We start from the raw sequence: 22,869 nt of genomic DNA, 5'->3' as shown, positions 1-22,869 counted from the left end.
GATGAGAGGTGTGGGGGCCGGAGCCCGCCGTGGGATCGGTCGCCCTTCAGGCGCGGGCCGCCGGGCCGCCGGGGAGCGACGTGAGAGGGTGATGGTCGTGAACCGACTGGCCCATGAGACATCCCCGTATCTGCTTCAGCACGCCGACAACCCCGTCGACTGGTGGCCCTGGTCGGCCGAGGCCTTCGGTGAGGCTCGGAGGACCGGTCGGCCGGTGCTGCTCAGCGTCGGGTACAGCAGCTGTCACTGGTGCCACGTCATGGCACATGAGTCCTTCGAGGACCAGCCGACCGCCGACTATCTGAACGAGCACTTCGTCAGCATCAAGGTCGACCGCGAGGAACGGCCCGACGTCGACGCCGTCTACATGGAGGCCGTGCAGGCGGCCACCGGGCAGGGCGGCTGGCCCATGACCGTGTTTCTCACGCCGGACGCCGAGCCCTTCTACTTCGGGACGTACTTCCCGCCCGCGCCCCGCCACGGCATGCCCTCCTTCCGGCAGGTGCTGGAGGGGGTGCGCAGTGCGTGGACCGACCGGCGGGACGAGGTCGCCGAGGTCGCCGGGAAGATCACGCGGGATCTGTCCCAGCGCGAGATCGACTACGGCAGCACCGAGGCCCCCGGCGAGGAGGAGCTGTCCGGCGCACTCCTCGGGCTCACCCGCGAGTACGACCCGCAGCGCGGCGGATTCGGCGGCGCGCCCAAGTTCCCGCCGTCCATGGCACTTGAGTTCCTGCTGCGCCACCACGCCCGCACCGGCTCCGAGGGCGCCCTGGAGATGGCGCGGGACACCTGTGAGCGGATGGCGCGCGGCGGCATCTACGACCAGCTCGCGGGCGGTTTCGCGCGCTACTCCGTCGACCGCGAGTGGACCGTCCCGCACTTCGAGAAGATGCTCTACGACAACGCCCTGCTGTGTCGTGTGTATGCGCACCTGTGGCGGAGTACCGGTTCGGAGCTGGCCCGGCGCGTGGCCGTCGAGACCGCCGACTTCATCGTGCGTGAACTCCGCACCGACGAGGGCGGGTTCGCCTCCGCCCTCGACGCCGACAGTGACGACGGGACCGGCAAGCACGTCGAAGGTGCCTACTACGTCTGGACCCCCACGCAGCTCACCGAGGTTCTCGGGGAGGCGGATGCCCGACTCGCCGCCGACTACTTCGGCGTGACCGAGGACGGCACCTTCGAGGAAGGGCAGTCCGTCCTTCAACTCCCGCAGGACGAAGGGGTCTTCGACGCCGCGAAGATCGAGTCGGTCAAGAGCAGTCTCCTGGACGCCCGTTCACAGCGTCCCGCCCCCGGCCGCGACGACAAGGTGGTCGCCGCCTGGAACGGCCTCGCGATCGCCGCACTCGCCGAGACCGGCGCCTACTTCGACCGCCCCGACCTGGTCGAGGCCGCCGTCTCCGCCGCCGATCTCCTCGTACGCCTGCACCTGGACGAGCACGCCAAGCTGGCCCGCACCAGCAAGGACGGCCAAGTCGGGGCGAACGCCGGGGTGTTGGAGGACTACGCCGATGTCGCGGAGGGCTTCCTCGCGCTGGCCTCGGTCACGGGGGAGGGGGTGTGGCTGGAGTTCGCCGGGTTCCTGCTCGACCACGTTCTCGCCGGGTTCGTCGATGAGTCCGGGGCGCTCTACGACACCGCCTCCGATGCCGAGCAGCTGATCCGGCGGCCGCAGGATCCGACCGACAACGCCACCCCGTCCGGCTGGACCGCCGCTGCCGGTGCCCTGCTGAGTTATGCCGCGCAGACCGGCGCCGAACCCCATCGCACCGCCGCGGAGCGGGCGTTGGGGGTCGTGAAGGCGCTCGGGCCGCGCGTGCCGCGGTTCATCGGGTGGGGGCTGGCCGTCGCCGAGGCCTACCTCGACGGGCCGCGCGAGGTGGCCGTCGTAGGGCCGTCGCTCACCGACGAAGGCACAAAAGCCCTGCGCCGTACGGCACTTCTGGGGACCGCGCCCGGGGCCGTGGTCGCCTTCGGGGTGGCGGGGAGTGACGAACTGCCGTTGCTCGCCGACCGGCCGCTGGTCGATGGTGGACCGGCCGCGTATGTCTGCCGTAACTTCACCTGTGACGCGCCGACGACCGACCCCGAGCGGCTGCGCACCGCGCTGAACAGGTGAAATGTCACGGTCGTAACCGTCCCAAACGTGACCTGTGCGAGAAATGCTCACGGGCGAGACTCAATGTGATGAAACACGCTCTTCACTGAAATCACCTGTCCGCTTCACAGACCGCCCATAGTCTCGGCCCCGGGACGCGACGGATGTAACTCACCGTCGCGCCGGGGGTATTGGGATCCTGGGGGGATCTGTTGCTGACGTCTGTCTTCATCGCTGTCGTTTCGCTGGCCCTGTTCTGGATGGCCGCCTTCACCCTGTGGTGGCAGATGCACGCGTGGCGTACGCCCGAAGTGCTCGCCTCCACCCGATTCAGCAGCCCGGACGGGGACGAGCACGTCTCGTTCTCCCTGCTGCTGCCGGCCCGGCACGAACAGGCCGTGCTCGACCACACCATCCAGCGCCTGCTGGAATCCACGCACACCGACTTCGAGATCATCGTGATCGTGGGGCACGACGACCCCGAGACTACGGCGGTGGCCAACAGTGCCGCCGAGCGCGACCCGCGCGTACGGGTCGTCGTCGACACGCACGAGAAGAAGAACAAACCGAAGGCCATGAACACGGCGCTGCCGCACTGCCGCGGCGATGTCGTCGGGGTCTTCGACGCCGAGGACCAGGTCCATCCGGCGCTGCTCGCCCACGTCGACCACGCGTTCCGGACGACGGGAGCGGACGTCGTCCAAGGGGGCGTCCAGCTCATCAACTTCCAGTCCAGCTGGTACAGCCTGCGCAACTGCCTGGAGTACTTCTTCTGGTTCCGGTCCCGGCTGCACCTGCACGCGCAGAAGGGGTTCATCCCGCTGGGCGGCAACACCGTCTTCGTGCGGACCGACGTCCTGCGCGAGGCCGACGGCTGGGACCCCAACTGCCTCGCCGAGGACTGCGACTTGGGCGTCCGGCTGTCCAGCGTCGGCAAGAAGGTCGTCGTCGCCTACGACTCCGACATGGTGACCCGGGAGGAGACTCCGGGCTCGCTGATGTCCTTGCTGAAGCAGCGAACTCGCTGGAACCAGGGCTTCCTTCAGGTCTACCGCAAGAAGGACTGGAAGCAACTCCCGGGATTCGGGCAGCGGTTGCTCGCCCGCTACACGCTGATGACGCCGTTCCTGCAGGCCTTCTCCGGGGTCATCATCCCGCTCAACGCCGCGGTCGCGCTCTTCCTGGACGTGCCGGTGGGCATCGCGTTCCTCACCTTCCTGCCACTGGTCACCGCCGCCGTCACCTTCGTGTTCGAGGTCGTCGGCCTGCACGACTTCGGCAAGCAGTACGGACTTCGCGTCCGCGCCGTCCACTATCTCAAGCTCGTCGTGGGCGGCCCCTTCTACCAGGTGCTGCTCGCCGGAGCCGCGATTCGCGCAGTGTGGCGTGAGCAACGCGGCCGTAACGACTGGGAGTTGACCTCCCACGTCGGCGCGCACCTCACCGAAACCGCAGTGATCCGAGAGGACGTTCCTGCGTGACTTCCACACTTCCCGCGGTGACCACCACGGTCCCCGCGCAGCGGCAGCCTGCGCCTGAAACCGGTTCGGCGGGTCGAACAGAGCCCCCGGGCAGACTCCGTTCCTCCCGCTCCGACCTCCTCCTCTGCGGCCTGCTCCTCGTCGCGATCCTCGTCGTGCAGGGCTGGAACATCGCCGACTACCCGACCCTCAGCGACGACGAGGGCACCTACCTCGCTCAGGCCTGGGCCGTCCAACAGGGCACCGGCCTGGCCCACTACACCTACTGGTACGACCACCCGCCGCTCGGCTGGATCCAGATCGCCCTGCTCACCTGGATCCCCGCGCACTTCAGCCCCGGCTCGATGACCGTCGGCACCATGCGCCTCGCGATGCTGGTCATCAGCGCGATCAGCGCGGTCCTCGTCTACGTCCTCGCCCGCCGGCTCTCGCTCCCGCGCTGGGCGGCCGGACTCGCCATGGTGCTCTTCGGGCTGTCCCCGCTGTCCGTGATCCTCCAGCGGGAGATCTTCCTCGACAACATCGCCGTGATGTGGATGCTGCTCGCGTTCTGCCTCGCCGCATCCCCAAGTCGCCATCTCTGGCACCACTTTGGAGCGGGCCTGGCCGGCGCGGCTTCGGTCCTCACCAAGGAGACGATGCTCGTCATCCTGCCCGCGCTGCTGCTCACCATGTGGCGCCACGGACACCGCGACACGAGGAAGTTCGCGCTCACCGGCGCCATCACCGCCTGCGTCCTGATCGGCTTCGCGTACCCTCTCTTCGCCCTGCTCAAGGGCGAGTTGCTCCCGGGCAGCGGCCATGTCTCCCTGTGGGACGGCCTCAAGTACCAGATGACCAGACCGGGATCGGGCTTCATCCTCGACCAGGGCACGGGCTCCTACGGCGTCCTCCACTCCTGGCTGTACTACGACCGCGTCCTGCCGCTGGGCGGCCTCGCCGGGGCGCTGCTCCTGCTGCTCACCTGGCGCTGGTCGGTCACCGCCCGCTCCCTCGCCGGACCGGCCATGACCGTGGCGATCCTCGCCCTGGTGTCCATGCGGCCCAACGGCTATCTGCCCGCGATGTACATCATCGGCGCGCTGCCCTTCCTCGCGCTCGTGCTGGCCGGGGGCACCGCCTCCGTCACCCACGCGGTACTCCGCAGATGGCGGAGCGAGGGGGAGAAACGGTACGTCACCGGGGGCCGCTACACGCTCGCCGTGGTCCTCGCGATCGCGGCCGGCGCCTATGTCGTACCGAAGTGGTACGACGGCGACCGCACTGCCATGACCACCGACGCCAACGCCCCCTACCGGGCCGCCTCCAAGTGGCTGTCCACCGAGGTCGCCGACCCGAAGGACACCCGCGTCCTCGTCGACGACGCGCTCTGGCTGGACCTGGTGCACGCCGGGTACCGGCCCGGGCTCGGGGTCATCTGGTTCTACAAGGCCGACCTCGACCCGGCCGTCACCAAGACGATGCCGCACGGCTGGAAGGACATCGACTACGTCGTGGCCTCCCCGACGGTACGGCGCGACGCGGTCGACCTGCCCAACGTCAAGGCGGCGATCGAGCACTCCACCCCGGTCGCCACCTTCGGCACCGGCGACGACCGCATCGAGATCCGGCAGATCCAGTCCGAGACCGTGGGAGCCCAGTGATGAGCCAAGAGTCCATGGTCCCCGGGGAGTTGGGCGATCCGGCCGTACGCGGCGCGGAGATCGCGGAGCCGGGCGCCGTCACCATCGTCGTACCGACCTTCAACGAGTCCGCGAACGTACGGGAGTTGCTGCACCGCATCACCGAATCCGTGCCGACCAGGCTGCCTTGTGAGGTCGTCTTCGTGGACGACTCCACCGACGACACCCCGGAGGTGATCTCCGAGGCGGCGCAGGACTGCCCGTTCCCGGTCACCGTGCTGCACCGGGAGGAGCCGGTCGGCGGGCTCGGCGGCGCGGTCGTCGAGGGGATCAAGGCGGCGACGTCCGACTGGATCGTCGTCATGGACGGCGACCTGCAGCATCCGCCGTCCCTGGTACCGGAGTTGGTCGGCACCGGCGAGCGCGCGAACGCCGGGCTCGTCGTCGCCTCCCGGTACATCAAGGGCGGCAGCCGCGAGGGCCTCGCCGGCGGATACCGCATCGCCGTGTCGCGCGGGGCGACCTGGCTGACCAAGACGCTCTTCCCGCGCAAACTCCGCGGTATCAGCGACCCGATGAGCGGCTTCTTCGCGATCCGGCGCAGCGTTGTGACGGCGGAGGCGCTCAAGCCGCTCGGCTACAAGATCCTGCTCGAACTCGCCGTCCGCAGCCGTCCGCGCCAGGTGACCGAGGTGCCGTTCGTCTTCCAGGACCGGTTCGCGGGGGAGTCCAAGTCGACGGCGCAGGAAGGCTTTCGCTTCCTCCGCCACCTCCTCGGCCTGCGCACCGCCTCGCCGGTCGCGCGCATGATCGTGTTCGGCCTGATCGGCGCCACGGGCTTCATCCCGAACCTGGTCGGCCTGTGGGCGCTCACCAAGACGGGCATGCACTACGTCCCGGCCGAGATCCTCGCCAACCAGCTGGGCGTGGCCTGGAACTTCTATCTCATCGAGCACCTCCTGTTCCGCGACCGGCGCCTGCACCGCAACTGGTGGGACCGGGCAGGCCGGTTCGCGCTGCTCGCCAACGCCGATCTGGTGCTGCGGATCCCGCTGATCGCCCTGTTCATCCACAAGTTCGGCATGGGCGCCGTGTCGGCGACCGCGCTCGCGCTGGTCATGACGTTCGTCCTGCGCTTCGTGGGCACAGAGGCGTTGGTCTACCTCCCGCGCCGTAAAGGGAGTCGCAAGGAGAGCCGTACAGCACCGAGGAGAGCCGTGTGAACAAGTACCGCAGAAGAACCGCCTTCGTCGGGGTGGGCGCCCTGACCGCCGGACTGCTGCTCACCTCGCCGCAGTCCGCCGAGGCCGCGAACCTGGTCATCAACCCGGGCTTCGAGACGGCGGGCAGTGACGGGATGCCGTACTGCTGGGAGAAGTCCGGCTGGGGCGACAACGACTTCGATTTCTCCACGACTTCGGACGCACACTCGGGTTCGAAGGCCATGAAGGTCACCGTGACGCGGCGGGTGGACGGCGACCGCAAGGCGCTGATCACCGAGTCGACGACCTGCGCGCCGGTGGTGACTGCGGGCAAGCAGTACGACCTCGGGCTCTGGTACAAGACGACGACGCCGGACGCGAACATCACGCTGTTCCGGCACGACGCGACGGCCGGGTGGCAGTACTGGACCGACCTCAAGACCCTGGAGATGCAGGGCAGTTGGACCCAGGCCACGGTCCGCACACCCGAAGTGCCCGCCGGTACCGACCGGATCACGTGGGGTGTCTCGGTCTACGGCACCGGGTCCGCGACCACCGACGACTACACGATGGACCAGGTCCCGGACACGCTTCCGCCCGCGACCTGTACGGCGACCGCCGAGGAGTGCGCGAACGGCCGTTGGGACGTGCTGCCGACCCAGAACCCGGTGCGCTCGATGCACTCCGTCGTCCTCAACAACGGCAAGGTGCTGCTGATCGCGGGGTCCGGGAACAGCGAGGAGCAGTTCGACGCGGGGACGTTCACGAGCGCGGTGTACGACCCGGTGGCCGGGACGTACAAGGTGATCCCGACGCCGAAGGACATGTTCTGCTCGGGACACATCCAGCTGCAGGACGGCCGGGTGCTGGTGCTGAGCGGCAACAAGGCGTTCCCGGTCGCGGGCGGGCACGGGTACGAGGGGTACAAGGACTCGTACATCTTCGACCCGGTGACCGAGACGTACAGCAAGACGAACGACCTCAACGACGGTCACTGGTACCCGTCGGCGACCGAGCTCGGCAACGGTGACGTCATCTCCTTCGGCGGGCTGCGCGAGGACTCGACGGGTTCGGTGACCGCCGAGTACTGGTCGGACGCCCAGCAGAAGTGGCTGCCGTTGTCGCAGGTCAACCAGACCTGGTCGTACTGGGGGCTGTACCCGTCGATGGTCCTGATGCAGGACGGCCGGCTCTTCTACACGGGAAGCCATGTCTTCGGGAACAACATCCCGGGGACGGGCAGCGCGATCTACGACTACTCCGCCAACACGATCACGTCGGTCTCGGGGCTCCAGAACAAGGACCAACGCGACCAGTCCGCAAGCGTGTTGCTGCCGCCGGCTCAGGACCAGAAGGTCCTCACCATCGGCGGCGGCAACATCGACTCCAACCCGGACGCGAACCGGCTGACCGACATCATCGACCTCAAGGCCGCGAACCCGACGTACACGGTCGGTCCCCAGATCCCGCAGGGGACAGTCGACTTGGGGAACGGTCCGGTGGCCGAGACCGGCGCTCAGGGCAAGATGTACGTGTCCGCCGTAGTCCTGCCGGACGGCACGGTGCTGGAGACGGGCGGCGGGCTGCACAACCGGGCGAACCCGGTGTACGAGGCGTCGATCTTCGACCCGGCGACGACGACGTTCGACCCGGTGGCGGCGGACCCCGAGGCCCGCGGCTACCACTCGTCCTCGTTCCTGCTGCCGGACGGCCGGGTGATGTCGACCGGTGACAACCCGGGCAACGGCACCTGGAACCACAACGTGTCGATCTACACCCCGCCGTACCTCCTCAAGGGCACGCGGCCGACGATCACTTCGGTCATCGACAACGAGTGGGAGTACGGCGACACCCAGACGATCACCGTCGACCGGCCCATCGCCAAGGCCGAGTTGATCCGCCCGGCCGCGGTCACGCACTCCTCGGACCCGAACCAGCGATTCGTGGATCTGCCGCTCTCGGTGGACGGCAACACGGTCGACCTGAACGTGACGAGCAATCCCAACCTGGCCCCGCCCGGCTGGTACATGCTCTTCGCGGTCGACGCCAACGGGGTCCCGTCGGTGGCCAAGTGGGTCCATCTGCAAGGCCCTTCGGCGCTCACCACGGACACCGCCTCCGCCCATGTCCACTCCTTCGCGGACTCCCTGACGGGCAAGGTCACCGAGCCCGGCAAGAAGCGCACCTCGCAGAAGGTCAGCACGACCATCTCCGGCTGCGACCGCCACTACGGCACGATCAACGTCTGCGTCCCGACCGTGTTCCCGTCGGAGGTCAAGTCGACTACTGCGGCCCGCTGTTCGTGGCTCCAGCAGAACGACTACGGCCGCCTGAAGGTCAACGGCAAGGACGACCCGCTGCGGCTCGACCCGAACAAGGACGGGGTGGCCTGCGGGAAGGGCGACGTGAAGACCGTAAAGAAGAAGGGGTAGTTGTCGCTGGAGCGCGGGCTCAGTCAGTGAGCCCGTGCTCCAGTACGTCCATCGCCCGCTCCATCAGGTCCGAGAGCTCCCCCTGGTGGCCGCTCTCCGCCCAGTACAAGGACGTCTCCATCAGGCCGCCGACGATGGACATCGCGTAGACCCGTACCTCCAGGCTCTCCGGGTCCCGGCCGGTGCGTTCCGCGATGGCCTGGCAGAGCATGTTGCCGGTGACCGACATGCTTTCCATCATCCGTGAGCGCACGGCCGGGACCTGGACCATGAGGTGGGAGCGGAGGCGGGAGATCTCCTGGTCCTCCTTGATGCCGAACTGGAGGGCCTTGCGGATGACGTACCTGAGGGTGACCATCCATGGTTCGTCGGCGGGGCGGGCCCGCAGCTCCTCCATGATGACCGGGTCGAACTCGTCCGTGATGACGATGTCTTCCTTGGTGGGGAAGTAGCGGAAGACGGTCGACGGCGACACCTCGGCGCGCTCGGCGATCTGCTCGATCGTGGTCGCGTCGTACCCCTGTTCCTTGACCAGTGCGTACGTCGCGGTGCGGATCGCCTCGCGGGTCTTGATCTTCTTGCGCTCGCGGAGGCCCAGTTGAGGGCGGTCGGCGGGGCTGAAGGGGGAGGGTGTTGCCGTCATGGTGTTCATTGTCCGGCATCCGCCAGAGCGATGGCCACGGCAGTGGCCGGGTCTTCCTCGGCCTCTTCCTGCTGGGAGGGCGCGGCCGGCGTGTTCGGCAGGAACGCCGCCGACAGCAGCGCGGTGACCAGGGCCGCGACGCCGCACACCAGCAGGACCAGGCCCATGCCGTGGACGTAGGCGCTGTTCGCGGAGGCCACCAGGTCTGCCGATCCTGCCTTCTGCGCCACCAGGTGCGCCGCTACGACGGACTCGCCGGCCGTGTCGGCCGCCTTCGCGGGCAGGCTGGTGACGTCGAGGCGGTCGCGGAAGGTGCTCGCGAGCAGGCTGCCCAGCAGGGCGATGCCGATCGCGGCGCCGACCTGGCGCATGGTCATGAGGAGCCCGGAGCCGCTGCCGGCCCGGTCGCGGGGCAGGGCACCCAGCGCGCCGTCCATCGCGGGGACGATCGAGAAGCCGAAGCCGAACCCGGTGATGGACAGCCACAGCGCGGTGAAGCCGTAGCCGGAGTCGACGGTCGTACGGCTGCCGAGCAGGGCGGCGAAGGCCAGCACCACGAGGCCCGCGCAGACCACGGCACGGGAGCCGAACTTGTTGACGAGCGGCTGTGCGGCCCGGGCCGCGATGATCAGGCCGCCCATCATGGGCAGCAGCCGGACGCCGGTGCCGAGCGCGTCATGGCCGAGGACCGCCTGGAGGTACTGCGGGAGCACGAACAGCAGGCCGGACAGGACGAACATCACCAGGGTCGCCGCGATCGAGCTGAACAGGAAGCCGCGGTGGCGGAGCAGGGTCATGTCGAGCATGGGGCGTTCCATGCGCCGCTCGCGCAGCACGAGCGCGGCGATGAGGATCGCGGCTCCGACGAGCATGCCCACGATCAGCGGGTCGCCCCAACCGCGGCTGGGCGCCTCGATGATGGCGTAGATGAGGGCGCCGAGGCCGGCCGCCGTGAACGCGGTGGAGAGGGCGTCGACCCGGGGCGAGGCGGGGTCCTTGGTCTCGGGCAGGAGGAAGACGCAGGCCGCTATGCCGATCGCGGCCATCGGGATGTTGACCAGGAAGACCGAGCCCCACCAGAAGTGGTTGAGCAGCCAGCCGCCGATGATCGGGCCGAGCGGCAGCCCGAGCGACGAGGCCGCGGAGATGATGCCGACGGCCTTGGTGCGCTCGTCGGGGCCGAAGAGGGAGGGCAGCACGGACAGGGCGAGCGGGGTGACCAGGGCCGCGCCGACGCCCATCACCGTGCGGGCCGCGATGACCCAGTTGACGTCGCCGGCCAGGGCGCCCGCCACGGAACCGGCGAGGAAGATGCCGAGCCCCGCGATCAGCATGCGGCGCCGTCCGAAGCGGTCGCCGAGCAGTCCCGCCGGGAGCATGAGCGCCGCGAAGACGATGACGTACGAGTCCGCCATCCACTGCTGCTGGCCGGTGGTGGCGCCGAGTTCGCCGGCCATCGTGGGCAGGGCGACATTGAGGATCGTCGTGTCGAAGCCGAGCGTGAGCATGCTCGCGACCAGGGCCCCGAGGGCCCACCAGCGGCGCGGGTCGCGCCGGACGGCATGGGGTTGAGTGACAGTAGCCATAAAATGAGAGTAGCTCTCAAAAGGTGGTTGATGTCAACCGGGATCTTCTGTCAAAACATGGCGATCGGGCGGCCGGCAGCCGAACGGGCATGAAAAATGGCCACGGCTCGAAAGCCGTGGCCATGAGGAGAAGGTGCCGCAGGTGCTACCCGTGCTGGTACGCCACCAGCGAGATCCCCACGTAGTGCACCAGGAATGCCGCCACCGTGAGGGAGTGGAAGACCTCGTGGAAACCGAACCAGCGCGGTGACGGGTTCGGGCGCTTGATGCCGTAGATCACGCCGCCCGCGCTGTAGAGCAGTCCGCCGACGACCACCAGGACCAGGACGGCGATGCCGCCCGTGCGCATGAAGTCGGGCAGGAAGAAGACGGCCGCCCAGCCCATCGCGATGTAGCAGGGGGTGTAGAGCCAGCGCGGTGCGCCGACCCAGAAGACGCGGAAGGCGATGCCGGCCGCGGCCGCGCCCCAGATGCTCCACAGCAGCCATTGGCCCTTGGCGCCCGGCAGCAGCAGCATCGTCAGGGGCGTGTACGTGCCCGCGATGATCAGGAAGATGTTGGCGTGGTCGAGTCTGCGCAGGACGCCGTCCATGCGCGGGCTCCAGTCGCCCCGGTGGTACAGGGCGCTGACGCCGAAGAGCAGGCAGGCCGTCAGGGCGAAGATCCCGCAGGCGATACGGGCCCGGGGTGTGTCGGCGAGAGCGGTGAGCACCAGGCCGGAGACGAGTACGGCCGGGAACATGCCGAGGTGCAGCCAGCCGCGCAACTTCGGTTTGACGTGGTCGGGGAGGGAGAGCGCGGAGGGACCGTGGCCGTCTGTCGGCGTGTCCGTGGGCGCGTCGGGGACGGACGCAGTCATGCGCTCAATCGTACCTACGGAACCGTAAGTTACGTATCAGTGCGGCGAGATGGGGGCCAGAAGTGGCCACTGTCTCATGCGTAGCCGACAACCGGGTACCCGGGGTGAATCGATGGTGACGCACGGAAAACATGCCGATGAGTGGTTGATGAGTGGCGATCCTCACGTCGCTCGTATGTGAGGCCCTCTGGACATATGGGCGGACGCGTCGGATGATCAAATGAGTGCGGTCGGCACCGGATGAGCGCCAAGATCGACCATCGTGAAGCATCCGGGTCGCGGCCCCCACGGGGCAACAAGGACAAAATCCCTCATCATAGGAGCAATCGTGGCGCGCGACATCGCGGCTCCCCCCGTCATCCCAACCGAACACAAGGAACTGATCTCGTGGGTCAACGAGATCGCCGAACTGACCCAGCCGGACAGCGTGGTCTGGTGTGACGGATCCGAAGCGGAGTACGAGCGGCTCAGCGAGGAGCTCGTCCAAAAGGGCACCTTCAGGAAGCTCGACCCGATCAAGCGCCCCAACTCGTACTACGCCGCCTCCGACCCGACCGATGTCGCCCGGGTCGAGGACAGGACGTTCATCTGCTCCGAGCAGGAGCAGGACGCGGGTCCGACCAACCACTGGAAGGCTCCCGCGGAAATGCGGGACATCTTCGCGGGAGAAAAGGGCATCTTCCGCGGCTCCATGAAGGGCCGGACGATGTACGTCGTCCCGTTCTGCATGGGCCCCCTCGGTTCGGACCTCTCCGCGATCGGCGTCGAGATCACCGACTCCGCCTATGTCGCCGTCTCCATGCGCACCATGACCCGCATGGGACAGCCCGTCCTCGACGAACTCGGTACCGACGGATTCTTCGTGCGTGCTGTGCACACGCTCGGAGCGCCGCTGGCCGAGGGCGAGGCGGACGTGCCGTGGCCGTGCAACTCCACCAAGTACATCTCGCACTTCCCCGAGAGCCGCGAGATCTGGTCCTACGGCTCCGGCTACGGCGGGAACGCGCTGCTCGGCAAGAAGTGCTACGCCCTGCGCATCGCCTCCGTGATGGCGCGGGACGAGGGCTGGCTCGCGGAGCACATGCTGATCCTCAAACTGACGCCCCCGCAGGGTGAGTCGAAGTACGTCGCCGCCGCTTTCCCGAGCGCCTGCGGCAAGACGAACCTCGCGATGCTGGAGCCCACCGTTTCCGGTTGGACCGTCGAGACGATCGGTGACGACATCGCCTGGATGCGGTTCGGGGAGGACGGCCGGCTCTACGCGATCAACCCCGAGGCCGGTTTCTTCGGCGTCGCGCCCGGCACCGGTGAGCACACCAACGCCAACGCGATGAAGACGCTGTGGGGCAACTCCGTCTTCACCAACGTGGCGTTGACCGACGACAACGACATCTGGTGGGAGGGCATGACGGAGGAGACTCCGGCCCACCTCACGGACTGGAAGGGCAACTCCTGGACGCCGGAGTCCGGTTCGCCCGCCGCCCACCCCAACGCCCGCTTCACCGTGCCCGCTTCGCAGTGCCCGATCATCGCGCCCGAGTGGGAGGACCCCAAGGGCGTGCCGATCTCGGCGATCCTGTTCGGCGGCCGGCGCGCCTCGGCCGTACCGCTGGTGACGGAGTCCTTCGACTGGAACCACGGTGTCTTCCTCGGCGCCAACGTGGCCTCCGAGAAGACCGCCGCCGCCGAGGGCAAGGTCGGCGAGCTGCGCCGCGACCCCTTCGCCATGCTGCCGTTCTGCGGCTACAACATGGGTGACTACATGGGCCACTGGGTCGATGTGGCCAAGGGCCGCGACCAGGCGACGCTCCCGAAGATCTACTACGTGAACTGGTTCCGCAAGAACGACGCGGGCAAGTTCGTGTGGCCCGGCTTCGGCGAGAACAGCCGGGTCCTGAAGTGGATCGTGGAACGCCTCGACGGCAAGGCCGAAGGCGTCGAGACCCCGATCGGCGTGCTGCCGGCCAAGGGCGCCCTCGACACCAAGGGCCTCGACCTGTCCGAGGCGGACCTGGACTTCCTGCTCACCGTCGACAAGGACGTGTGGCGCGAGGAGGCCGCCCTGGTCCCCGACCACCTCAACACCTTCGGCGACCACACGCCGAAGGAACTGTGGGACGAGTACCGGGCGCTGGTGCAGCGCCTGGGCTAGCGCCCACCGAAACTCCGCGGCCGGCCGCCGATTGTGCCCTGACCAGCAATGTCGTCACAGGCCGGCCGCGGTGGCAGTACGACGGGCAGGGCCCCGCACAACGGCGTGCGGGGCCCTGCCCGTTGCCGTTACACCAACGGGGCTCCACGGCGCACCCCTGACCGCCATTTCACGCATCTCCCCTGCCCAAGACGGGATTTCGGGGGACACTCGGGACAACCTGCAACGAACCCCGAAGTGAGGTGAGCGGGGTGCGCACACCGGTCAGCGATCCCCTGAGCGTGGGGCCGTACCGGATCGCCGGGCGGCTCGGCTCCGGCGGGATGGGATGGGTGTATCTCGGCCGTTCGCCGGCCGGGCGTGAGGTGGCGGTGAAGGTCGTACGGCCCGAACTGGCCGCGGAGAGCGAGTTCCGCGAGCGCTTCGCCCGCGAGGTCGCCGCCGCCCGGCTGGTCAGCGGCGCCTACACCGCGGCCGTCGTCGACGCCGACACCGAGGCCGAACTCCCTTGGCTGGCAACGATGTACGTGCCCGGGCCGTCGCTCGCCGAGGCCGTCAGATCGGACGGTCCGCTGCCCGAGGCGCAGGTCCGCAGGCTCGGTGCGTTCCTCGTCGAGGCGCTCCAGGCGATCCATGCGGCCAACCTGGTCCACCGCGACCTCAAACCGGCCAACGTGCTGCTCGCCTCCGACGGCCCCCGCGTCATCGACTTCGGCATCTCCCGCGTCGAGGGCGCCCCGAGCCTCACCCAGGCCGGGATCGTGGTGGGCACCCCGCCGTTCATGTCCCCGGAGCAGATGACGGCCGGTCAGATCGGCCCGCCCAGCGATGTGTTCTCCCTCGGCGGTGTCCTGGTGTACGCGCTGACGGGCCGCCCGCCGTTCGGCACGGGCGAGGCGGTGAGCCTGCGGGTCGTGCACCGCCCACCCGAACTGGACGGCGTACCACCGGGGATACGGCCGCTGCTCGCGCGGTGTCTGGCCAAGCGGCCCGAGGACCGGCCCCAACTGGACGTGCTGCTCGGCGAGTTGCTCGCGCAGCCGCGCCCCGCGACCTGGCCGCCGCCCGCCGTGGCCCGCACGATCGAGGTCCGGCGCAGTGAACTGGAGGCCCGGCGCGGGGGCGGCACCAGCCTGCCGGTGCCGTCCTGTCTGCTGCTGCACGCGCAGGCCCTGCTGGACGCGGGCCTCACCGACGACATGATCACGCAGGCGGTGGTCCGTGGCGACGCCTGAGGCCTCCCTCCCGCCCGGCCGGGACTACGACATCGGTTCGTCCTGGCGGCAGTTGACCCACACCTGGGGCGCCCGCCGGAATTACCACGTCGAGAGCGATGTCGATTCCGTCTCCCTGCAATTCGATCTAGAGGCGTCCGGGCGCACGCTCACCGTGCGTTTCATGACCACGAAAAGACTCCTTGTCGCCTTTGTCACCGACGGTCATTCTCTGCGCAAGGATCAATTGGCGATCGCCGCCGCCGCGTCGAACGCGTGGAACACCGAACAGCTGAATCCCATGCTCTCGGTATGGGACGTGCGCGGACCGAGACCGTGCCTCGCCGGGGTCTGCGACCTCCCGCTGACCTGCCGGATCTCCCAGGCGGATTTCGATGTTCTGGCCAGTGATTGGGTGGAACGGGCGCGACAGATGTTCACCCGTTGTCATCAGGTTTTCCAGCTTTAGAAGTGAATTGAGCATTCTCAGTCAACCCCTTTCGGCCACCGCCCTGTTGCCTCCACTATGGGCGCCAACGGGGGGTCGTCATGAGACATACGTTGTTCACCGCTCTGCTGTTCGGCTTGTTGATCGCGGTGATTCCGGCGGGGCCGGCGGCCGCGGCCGGCGCGGACTGCGGCAAGAACTTTCCGACGCGGCTGGGCTGTTGGCAGGACGCGCTGGACGACGGGGCCGTGGTCACGGTCACGCTGAACAAGCCGCTGGGCTTCGACGCCGGCCAGCAGGGCAGCCAGGCCGCCGTCCGCGCGGACCTCAAGAACCTTCGGGTCCAGGTACCGGCCGACGTCCACACCGGGCAGGGCGGCACCGCGCTGATCGTCCTGGCCGGCCACGCACTTGTCGACCGGGACGCCCAGATCGACCAGTTGGACGACAAGACCCTGGGCGAACTCCCCGCCTGCGGCAGCGACTTGTGCAAGGCGCTCAAGAGGTCCACGCTCACCGGCGGCCAACTGATCGACAAGAAGGTGGGCGTCGCCGAACTCGGGGGCGGACACAAGTCCACGGACTACACGCGAGTCCTGCTGTTCGCCCTGACCGCCGTACTCCTGCTCCTGCTCCTGGCCCTCCTCCTCGCGGTCCGCCGCTCCCGCACCCCGGCCGTCGCAGGCGCCACGGAGGCCCGCTCCGAGGAGACCACCACCGAGACCACCGCCCGGCTGCGCCCCGTCCCGCCCGCACCGGCCCCGTCCTCCTACGGCCGCCGGGTCGGCCCCCGCACCGGACCGTCCCGAACGGCCGTCGTGCGTACGGCACTTCACCCGCAGGGCTACGTCGAACTCGACCACGTCCTGTACCGCGCGGTGTGGGCCGAACCGGACCGGACGCCGCCCGTGCCCGGCGCGTACGTCGAGGTCACCGACGCCCACGAAGCCGACTCCGACGTCCTGTACGCCTTCCCGCCTGCCGCCCGGCACCACGCGCGCGGCACCTCGTGACCCCCGTACCGCCCGGTCGACCAGGAGACGCCATGCACAGCGAATACCCGCCCACGATGCCGGCGGAGTACGCCGACATCGAGTTCGAGAACAACGCGCAACGGCTGCCGCTCGTGCTGTGCCTGGACACATCGAGTTCCATGGCGGGCGCGCCGATCCAGACGCTCAACGACGCGCTCGCCGAGTGGACCAGGGAACTCCACGACGACGTCTCCCTCAGCTACAGCGTCGAGGTCGCCGTGATCACCTTCGGCGGCCGGGGCGTCGGCGCCTGGCGCGGACCCCAACTCCTCGACCCGCGCGCCCCGGTGAGCCCCTTCGTGCCCGCGCACGCCTTCCAGGCGCCCCGGTTCACCGCGTCCGGCGTGACCCTGATGACGGAGGCGCTGGAGCTGGCCATGCATGTCGTCGCGGCCCGCAAGGCGGAGTTGCGCGCCTCCGGACTCCAGTACTACCGCCCGCAGATCTGCCTGGTCACCGACGGCCTCCCCACCGATGCCACCGGCCACATGACCGACTCCTGGCACCGGCTGCTGCCCGTCCTCGCCGACCAGCAACAGGCCCGCCGCTTCCGGCTGTACGCGATCGGCGTCGGCGGCATCACCGACCGCGGCGAGCAGGTGCTCCAGGCCTTCGCGCCGAAGTTCAACGCGCGCATCCAGGGCTTCCCGTTCCGCGAGCTGCTGCAGATGATGTCGGCCAGTGCGAACGCCGAGCAGAAGGGCGCGGGCGACGAGGTCTTCGAGAAGATCTTCAGCCAGTTCAAGACCCAGCGTCCGGCCTGGGAGAGCTGAGCGGTGGCCGAATCGCCCTGGCGCATCCACGGCCTGAGCGTCGAGGGCTACCGGCACCGCCGTACCGGCACGCCCTGCCAGGACGCCTGCACCTACACGACCTCGGCGTCCGTGTCCGTCCTCGCCGTCGCGGATGGCTCGGGCAGCCGCCCGCACTCCGACCAAGGGGCCCTGCACGCCGTCGAGTTGGCGGCCGAGCACTTCCGGCGCCGGGCGGCCGCCGCGTCCGGCTGCCCGCCGGGGGAGGAGGTCCACGACCTGCTCTCGGACGCCTTCCACGACGTCAGCAAGATCTTCCTGGACACCTACGGCAGTACGGCCCCCGACTACGCGACCACCCTCACCGTCGTGGTCCTCACGCCCGGCTGGCTGGGCCATCTCAGCGTCGGCGACGGCTTCGTCGTGGTCCGCGCCGGAACGGAGGACGGGGAACGGCAGTTCCACCTCCTCCCGCAGCCGCCCGCCGTCAGCGAGTACAGCAACGAGACCGTCTTCCTCACCTCGCCCGACGCGCCCCGCCGACTGCGCACCGACTGCGTCGCGGACCCGCGCGTCGACGGCGTCCTGCTGTCCACGGACGGCCTCACGCAGGCCGCCCTGTCCCTCACCGGCGGCGGCCCGCCACAGCCCAACACCTCTTTCGTGGATGCGGTGTTGGGCTCCCTCGACACCCCTGGACCGGTGACCGACAAAGCGCACGACAGCCTCGCCGCCCTCCTGAGGTCGGACCGGCTCACCAGCCTCAACGCCGACGACAAGACCCTGCTGCGAGCCGTGCGCGCGGTGACCCCATGAGCGGCCGCACGGTCCACCTGGACGGCAAGCTCGTCACCCTCGCCGAACTCCCCCTCAAGGGCGGCGGCCAGGCGGCCGTCTTCCCGGTGGAGGGCGACGACACGATCGTCGTCAAGCTCTACCGCGACCGCCCCGGCCCGGACTTGGAGCGCCGCCTCGCCCGCATGCTCACGATGTCCCCCCTGGCCGCCCGCCCCACCGACGCCAACCAGCCACCCGAACTCGCCTGGCCCACCGCCATCGCCCGCAGCCCCGAGGGCGAGTTCCTCGGCTACGCCATGCGCCGCTTCGGCGAACCCCAACACGTCCAGCTGGTGGGCTTGTTCACCCGCGCCCAGCGCCTGCGCCTCTTCGGCGACCGCGCCGACTGGCGCTTCCTGCTCGGCGTCGCCTGGAACCTCGCCTTCATGACCGCCCGCATGCACTACGACCAGCTCGTCATCGGCGACTTCTCCAGCAGCAACGTCGTCGTCGACGCCAACGGCTTCGTCACGTTCCTCGACTGCGACTCCATCGCCTTCACCGACCCCGTCACCGGCGAGCCCTTCCCCTGCCTGATGCACACCACCGACTACTCCTCACCGGAACGCCAGTCGGGCGCCGCGGCCACCGAGGAGAGCGACAACTTCGCGCTGGCGGTGCTCATTTACCAGCTCCTCACGGCCGGCAACCACCCCTTCGGCGGCGTCCCGCACGAGAGCACACCCGAGTCGACGGTCAAGGACAACATCGCCGCGAGCGTCTCCTACGTCGTCCGCCCCGAGGCGGTCGTCATCCCCCGCGGCACCGTCGACCCCTCGGTCCTCCCGCCCGGCCTCCTGACCCTGGCCCACACGGCGTTCGGCGCGGGCGTCCACGCCCCCTCCGCCCGCCCCACCCCGGAAGTCTGGCTGCGCGCCCTGGACCAGGAGCGCTCCCGCGTCCAGGTCTGCCCGCAACGCCCCCTGCACTCCTACGGCTCCCACCTCCCGACCTGCCCGTGGTGCACGCGGGCCGCGGTGACGGGACACGACGTGTTCAACCTGCCGGTACGGCCGACGGTTCCGGTGGTACCGCCACCGCCGGGCGACGCGCAGGGCTCCCGGTTCGGCCCCCTGAAGGTGGTGGGCGTGGTGCTCGTACTCGTCCTGCTGATCGTCCTGATCGGGGTGCTCTGAGAGTTCAGCCGTTCTGCGAACGCCCCCGGTCCTCCAGATACCGCGTGTGCGACTCCTGCCGCCGCGCCTCCACCTCACGCAGGCTGGTCGCCAAGCCCTGCGCCTCCTCCTGAAGCACCGTCAACTGCCGTTCCAGGTGCCGCTCAGGGGGCTCGGTACCGGGTGCCAACCGCGTCCACCACCGCGTCCGTACGAACGTGTCGACCGCCTCCGGTACGTCCTGCCGGATCGCCCGCGACAGGATGTGCACGCCCTCCGGGTCCTGCGCGAGGTCGTGCGTGACCTGCGGATCGAGGAGCCCGGCGAGGAGCTGGTTCAGCTCGGTGAGCCGGCCCGCTGCGGCGGGCGGGAGTTCGATGCCGGTGAGGTAGCCGCCGAGCTTCTCGAAGTCGTCCCGCAGTTCCTCCAGTTGGGCCGACGGGTCCGGGAAGTCGGGCAGCGGCGGCCGCTCCGGCGGGGCGATCAGCGCACCCGCGCCGTACAGACCGACGACCACGACCGGCCAGTAGGGCCCGGCCACGCCGACGAACGTCAGCACCAGGCCGAGGAGTCCGCACGCGCTGCCGGTGAGGTTCTTGCGGGACTCCAAGTAGCCCAGGAACCTACTGGTAGCCACGGATCTCCTCGAAGGCGCCGTCCAGCGAGCCCTGTTGGGCGTCGAAGAGCCGGCCGCCGGTCAGGTCGGCGATGTGCTGGAGCTCCGCCTTGTCCGAGTCGCCGAAGAGGATGGGAAAGACGGGGATGTCCCGCTGGGAGGTGGGGAGTTGCCGGTAGAAGCCGTCGAACTCCTTCGCCTTGGCGCCGGTCGTGTTCTCGCCGTCCGTCATCAGCACGATCGAGGTGAACGTGTCGCCGCCGGTGCCGAGATGCTCGTACGCCTTCTCCAGCGAGGTGTAGATCGCGGTGGCCCCGTCAGCGCTGAGCGCCTTGGTGTCCTTGCGGATCGCGTTCAGCCCGGCCTGCGGATCACTCGGGCTCACCACATGAGTCCGCACCCTCTTCACGGCCGACCCGAACGGCATCAGCGTGACCTCCTCGCGCTGCCGGAAGTCGCCGGTCAGATCGGTGAGGGCCTTCTTCAGCCGGGACAGCCGGTCGCCCTCCATCGAGCCCGAGGTGTCCAGCACGTACACGGTCCGCGACGGACGGCGCAGCTTGTTCTCGTACGAGTCCAGGAGTCCGTCGGCGACGGACTGGCTGCCGGGGAACGGGAGTTCACGCCGTCGGCTGGTGTCCAGGCCGGACGCGGGAGGCACGGAGGCGACGACCGGGCGGCGGTGCGTGCCGGTGGTGATCAGCTGCTGCAGGGCGTCCGTGCGCAGGTCCGCCGTCACGCGCCGGACGTCCTCGCGGGTCGTGGCGTCCGTCGAGGCGAGGGACGTCAACGGGTAGTCGGCGGTGACGACTCCGTCGCTCGGGCGGATCACGGTCAGGCCCGGGATGCCCTTGAGGACGGACTCGTAGTTGAGCAACGCGTCGACGTTTCCCCGGCGTTGGTAGGCCGTGGCCAACCAGCCGGAGGAACCCGAGGTCAGCTTCTGCCCCTTGAAGAACTCCTTCAGCCGGGGAGTCGCCTTGGTGACGTCCGCGTCGGTGAGCGCCGACTGGGCGTCGGAGAGGGCGGAGGCGACCGAGATGAGGGTCGAGAAACCGGAATTGGAGCGGGACGGGTCCGTCATGCCGTAGGTCAACTTGCCGTCCTGGACGGCCTGTTCGATCTGCGACCAGGTGACCTTGTCCGGAGCCCAGCCCAGTGCCGTGACGGTGGCTGTCTTCACACCGATCGCGACCGGGCTCGACATGATCGGGGTCTCCGAGACGACCTTCTTCGCCGCGTCGGGCCGTAGCCGCAGATAGTCGTTCGAGGACAGCCACAGGGCGTCGTACTGACCGTCGACCTTGCCCTTCGCCAGGAGGTCCACCGCGTCGAGGGTGCCCATGTAGGTGGGGCGGATCGTGATGCCCGTGTCCTTGCGGACCTGGTCGAACACCGGGGTCATGTCGCTGAGTTCACTGGAGGCGAGGACGCGCAGGGTGCCGGGCTTGGGGGCGTTGTCGGCCTCGGCCTTCGTGTCATGGGCCGACGTGCAGGCCGTGAGCAGCGCGGCCGTGCCGAGGGCGAGCGCGAGGAGACGTCTCATCCGAGACCCCCTTCCAGGGCGCTCTGCGACCGGCTGCGCTCCAAGTACGTGCTGGCGTTCTGGAGTTCGGACGTCAGGGACTCCACGGTCGCAGCCATCACCTCGGTCGCCTGGACCTTGTAGGTGTCGATGGCGTCGAGCGTGCGGTAGATCTGCTGGAAGGCCGTGCGCAGCGTCTCCGCGCCCACCGCCGGGTCGGCCGCGATGCGCTGGATCTCGCCGCTCTGGGTGGAGAGCATCTCGGCATTGCCCCGGATGAGGTCCTCGGTCGTACCGCGCAGGGCGTTGACCTGGTCGACGACCTTGCGCTGGTTCTCCAGGGCCGAGGCGAGCATGACGGAGATCCGAAGGGCGGAGACAGTGGTCGTAGCCGCCCGGTCGACCCCCTTGATCAGCTCGTCGTTGTTGCGCCGTACGACGTCCATCGCCAAGTAGCCCTGTGCGCACACCGCGAGCTGGGTCAGCAGGTCCTGGTGCTTCTGCCGGACCGGGAAGAGGACGTCCGCGCGCAGGGTGTCGGCCTGGCCGGGGTCGGCGGCCTCGACGCCGGTGATGTGCTGCTCGACGGCCGTGTCGAGGGCCTGGGTGAGGACGACGTACTCCTGCAGCTTGCCCATGGTCTCCCAGAGGCGGACCCGCTCGGTCTGCAACGCCGCATTGTCGCGCCGGAGTTCGTCCTGGCCGCCGCGCAGCGAGCCCACGATCTTGTTCAACGTGCCTTGCGCGGAGGCGTACTTGGCGACGTGGTCGCGCAGCTTGTTGCCGCCCGGGAGCCGGGACAGGAGCTTCCGCCCCTTGGAGGCGGGCAGGTCGCGCGGGTCCAAGTCCTCGACGACACGCCGTAGTTCCACGAGCGAGCCCGCCACCTGCGACTGAGCGTCCCCGCCCTTCGACGGCAGGCTCCGCACGGTCCGCTCCAGCATCCGGTTGGACTGCGCGGTCGCGGTGCGCATCTCACCGGCGCCGAGCGCGCTGATCTCCCCTACCTTGCCCGCGAATTCGGGCGAGCGGGCATCCAGCGAGGCAAGCCCCTCGACGTAGGCGGCGGCCTTCTGAGCCATATCCGTACGGACGGAGTCATCGACGGGCACGAGCCCGCCGGCCTTCTCCTTGGGCACCGGTGCGACGGCCTCCGGCGGGGTGAGGGTGAAGACGTCGTCCCCGCTCTGGGTGTGCTGACTGCTGTTCTGGCTGGTGTTGAAACTGCTGCTCATGTGGTTCCCCCC

At 69.1% G+C, this 22,869-nt stretch carries 18 protein-coding genes; 12 read left to right on the top strand and 6 right to left on the bottom strand.

Annotated elements, in window-relative coordinates; genetic code table 11:
• Nucleotides 1–91 precede the first annotated feature (91 nt).
• From ACGFY9_RS36990 to ACGFY9_RS36970, 5 genes are all read left to right on the top strand, one after another.
• Nucleotides 92–2,125 (top strand): thioredoxin domain-containing protein, encoded by a 2,034-nt coding sequence (locus tag ACGFY9_RS36990; protein ID WP_393761653.1) that lies wholly within the window; start codon nucleotides 92–94, stop codon nucleotides 2,123–2,125.
• 191 nt (nucleotides 2,126–2,316) lie between these two features.
• A complete protein-coding gene (locus ACGFY9_RS36985; RefSeq protein WP_393761651.1) occupies nucleotides 2,317–3,585 on the top strand; it encodes a glycosyltransferase in 1,269 nt (422 codons plus the stop codon).
• Nucleotides 3,582–5,228, top strand: a complete 1,647-nt coding sequence (locus ACGFY9_RS36980) for an ArnT family glycosyltransferase (RefSeq protein WP_393761649.1) — start codon at nucleotides 3,582–3,584, stop codon at nucleotides 5,226–5,228. Before ACGFY9_RS36985 ends, ACGFY9_RS36980 begins: the two co-directional genes overlap by 4 nt.
• Entirely contained in the window at nucleotides 5,228–6,430 is a 1,203-nt protein-coding gene (locus ACGFY9_RS36975) for a glycosyltransferase (RefSeq protein WP_393761647.1), read from the top strand. Before ACGFY9_RS36980 ends, ACGFY9_RS36975 begins: the two co-directional genes overlap by 1 nt.
• Nucleotides 6,427–8,841 (top strand): galactose oxidase-like domain-containing protein, encoded by a 2,415-nt coding sequence (locus ACGFY9_RS36970; protein ID WP_393761645.1) that lies wholly within the window; start codon nucleotides 6,427–6,429, stop codon nucleotides 8,839–8,841. The genes ACGFY9_RS36975 and ACGFY9_RS36970 overlap by 4 nt, the downstream gene beginning before the upstream one ends.
• A gap of 19 nt (nucleotides 8,842–8,860) precedes the next feature.
• Here the strand turns inward: ACGFY9_RS36970 and ACGFY9_RS36965 are convergent, their stop codons facing one another.
• From ACGFY9_RS36965 to ACGFY9_RS36955, 3 genes are all read right to left on the bottom strand, one after another.
• Nucleotides 8,861–9,493 carry a TetR/AcrR family transcriptional regulator gene (locus ACGFY9_RS36965; RefSeq protein WP_393761644.1) on the bottom strand — a complete coding sequence of 211 codons (633 nt, stop codon included), beginning with the start codon at nucleotides 9,491–9,493 and terminating at the stop codon, nucleotides 8,861–8,863.
• Nucleotides 9,490–11,070, bottom strand: a complete 1,581-nt coding sequence (locus ACGFY9_RS36960; protein WP_393761642.1) for a DHA2 family efflux MFS transporter permease subunit — start codon at nucleotides 11,068–11,070, stop codon at nucleotides 9,490–9,492. The genes ACGFY9_RS36965 and ACGFY9_RS36960 overlap by 4 nt, the downstream gene beginning before the upstream one ends.
• Before the next feature lie 145 nt (nucleotides 11,071–11,215).
• Nucleotides 11,216–11,929 (bottom strand): hemolysin III family protein, encoded by a 714-nt coding sequence (locus ACGFY9_RS36955; RefSeq protein WP_327401650.1) that lies wholly within the window; start codon nucleotides 11,927–11,929, stop codon nucleotides 11,216–11,218.
• Between the two features lie 328 nt (nucleotides 11,930–12,257).
• Here ACGFY9_RS36955 and ACGFY9_RS36950 point away from each other — a divergent pair, with 328 nt between their 5' ends.
• The 7 genes from ACGFY9_RS36950 (at nucleotide 12,258) to ACGFY9_RS36920 (ending at nucleotide 19,502) form a co-directional block, all read left to right on the top strand.
• The gene (locus tag ACGFY9_RS36950) at nucleotides 12,258–14,081 is read left to right on the top strand and encodes a phosphoenolpyruvate carboxykinase (GTP) (protein ID WP_393761640.1); all 1,824 of its coding nucleotides are present in this window, start codon (nucleotides 12,258–12,260) and stop codon (nucleotides 14,079–14,081) included.
• Nucleotides 14,082–14,332: 251 nt separating this feature from the next.
• On the top strand, nucleotides 14,333–15,316 hold the full coding sequence (locus ACGFY9_RS36945; RefSeq protein WP_393761638.1) for a serine/threonine-protein kinase: 984 nt from the start codon (nucleotides 14,333–14,335) through the stop codon (nucleotides 15,314–15,316).
• On the top strand, nucleotides 15,303–15,764 hold the full coding sequence (locus tag ACGFY9_RS36940; RefSeq protein WP_365305381.1) for a hypothetical protein: 462 nt from the start codon (nucleotides 15,303–15,305) through the stop codon (nucleotides 15,762–15,764). Before ACGFY9_RS36945 ends, ACGFY9_RS36940 begins: the two co-directional genes overlap by 14 nt.
• 80 nt (nucleotides 15,765–15,844) lie before the next feature.
• Nucleotides 15,845–16,756: a hypothetical protein gene (locus tag ACGFY9_RS36935; protein ID WP_393761636.1), complete on the top strand. Its 912-nt coding sequence runs from the start codon at nucleotides 15,845–15,847 to the stop codon at nucleotides 16,754–16,756.
• Between the two features lie 32 nt (nucleotides 16,757–16,788).
• Nucleotides 16,789–17,550: a VWA domain-containing protein gene (locus tag ACGFY9_RS36930; RefSeq protein WP_393761634.1), complete on the top strand. Its 762-nt coding sequence runs from the start codon at nucleotides 16,789–16,791 to the stop codon at nucleotides 17,548–17,550.
• Between the two features lie 3 nt (nucleotides 17,551–17,553).
• Nucleotides 17,554–18,345, top strand: a complete 792-nt coding sequence (locus tag ACGFY9_RS36925; RefSeq protein WP_393761632.1) for a PP2C family serine/threonine-protein phosphatase — start codon at nucleotides 17,554–17,556, stop codon at nucleotides 18,343–18,345.
• Nucleotides 18,342–19,502 carry a hypothetical protein gene (locus ACGFY9_RS36920; protein WP_393761630.1) on the top strand — a complete coding sequence of 387 codons (1,161 nt, stop codon included), beginning with the start codon at nucleotides 18,342–18,344 and terminating at the stop codon, nucleotides 19,500–19,502. Before ACGFY9_RS36925 ends, ACGFY9_RS36920 begins: the two co-directional genes overlap by 4 nt.
• A gap of 4 nt (nucleotides 19,503–19,506) precedes the next feature.
• On the opposite strand, the gene ACGFY9_RS36915 is transcribed toward ACGFY9_RS36920, so the two are convergent.
• Genes ACGFY9_RS36915 through ACGFY9_RS36905 form a run of 3 tightly spaced genes read right to left on the bottom strand, consistent with a single transcriptional unit; the run spans nucleotide 19,507 to nucleotide 22,857 of the window.
• Nucleotides 19,507–20,118, bottom strand: a complete 612-nt coding sequence (locus tag ACGFY9_RS36915) for a hypothetical protein (protein WP_393761628.1) — start codon at nucleotides 20,116–20,118, stop codon at nucleotides 19,507–19,509.
• Nucleotides 20,105–21,643: a substrate-binding domain-containing protein gene (locus ACGFY9_RS36910; protein ID WP_393761626.1), complete on the bottom strand. Its 1,539-nt coding sequence runs from the start codon at nucleotides 21,641–21,643 to the stop codon at nucleotides 20,105–20,107. The genes ACGFY9_RS36915 and ACGFY9_RS36910 overlap by 14 nt, the downstream gene beginning before the upstream one ends.
• The gene (locus tag ACGFY9_RS36905; RefSeq protein ID WP_393761624.1) at nucleotides 21,640–22,857 is read right to left on the bottom strand and encodes a toxic anion resistance protein; all 1,218 of its coding nucleotides are present in this window, start codon (nucleotides 22,855–22,857) and stop codon (nucleotides 21,640–21,642) included. Before ACGFY9_RS36905 ends, ACGFY9_RS36910 begins: the two co-directional genes overlap by 4 nt.
• Nucleotides 22,858–22,869 lie beyond the last annotated feature (12 nt).

This window comes from Streptomyces sp. NPDC048504 (assembly GCF_043200035.1).
Lineage (GTDB): Bacteria > Actinomycetota > Actinomycetes > Streptomycetales > Streptomycetaceae > Streptomyces.
The sequence above is the reverse complement of the archived record's forward strand: the minus strand, read 5'-3'. Positions and strand labels throughout refer to the sequence as shown.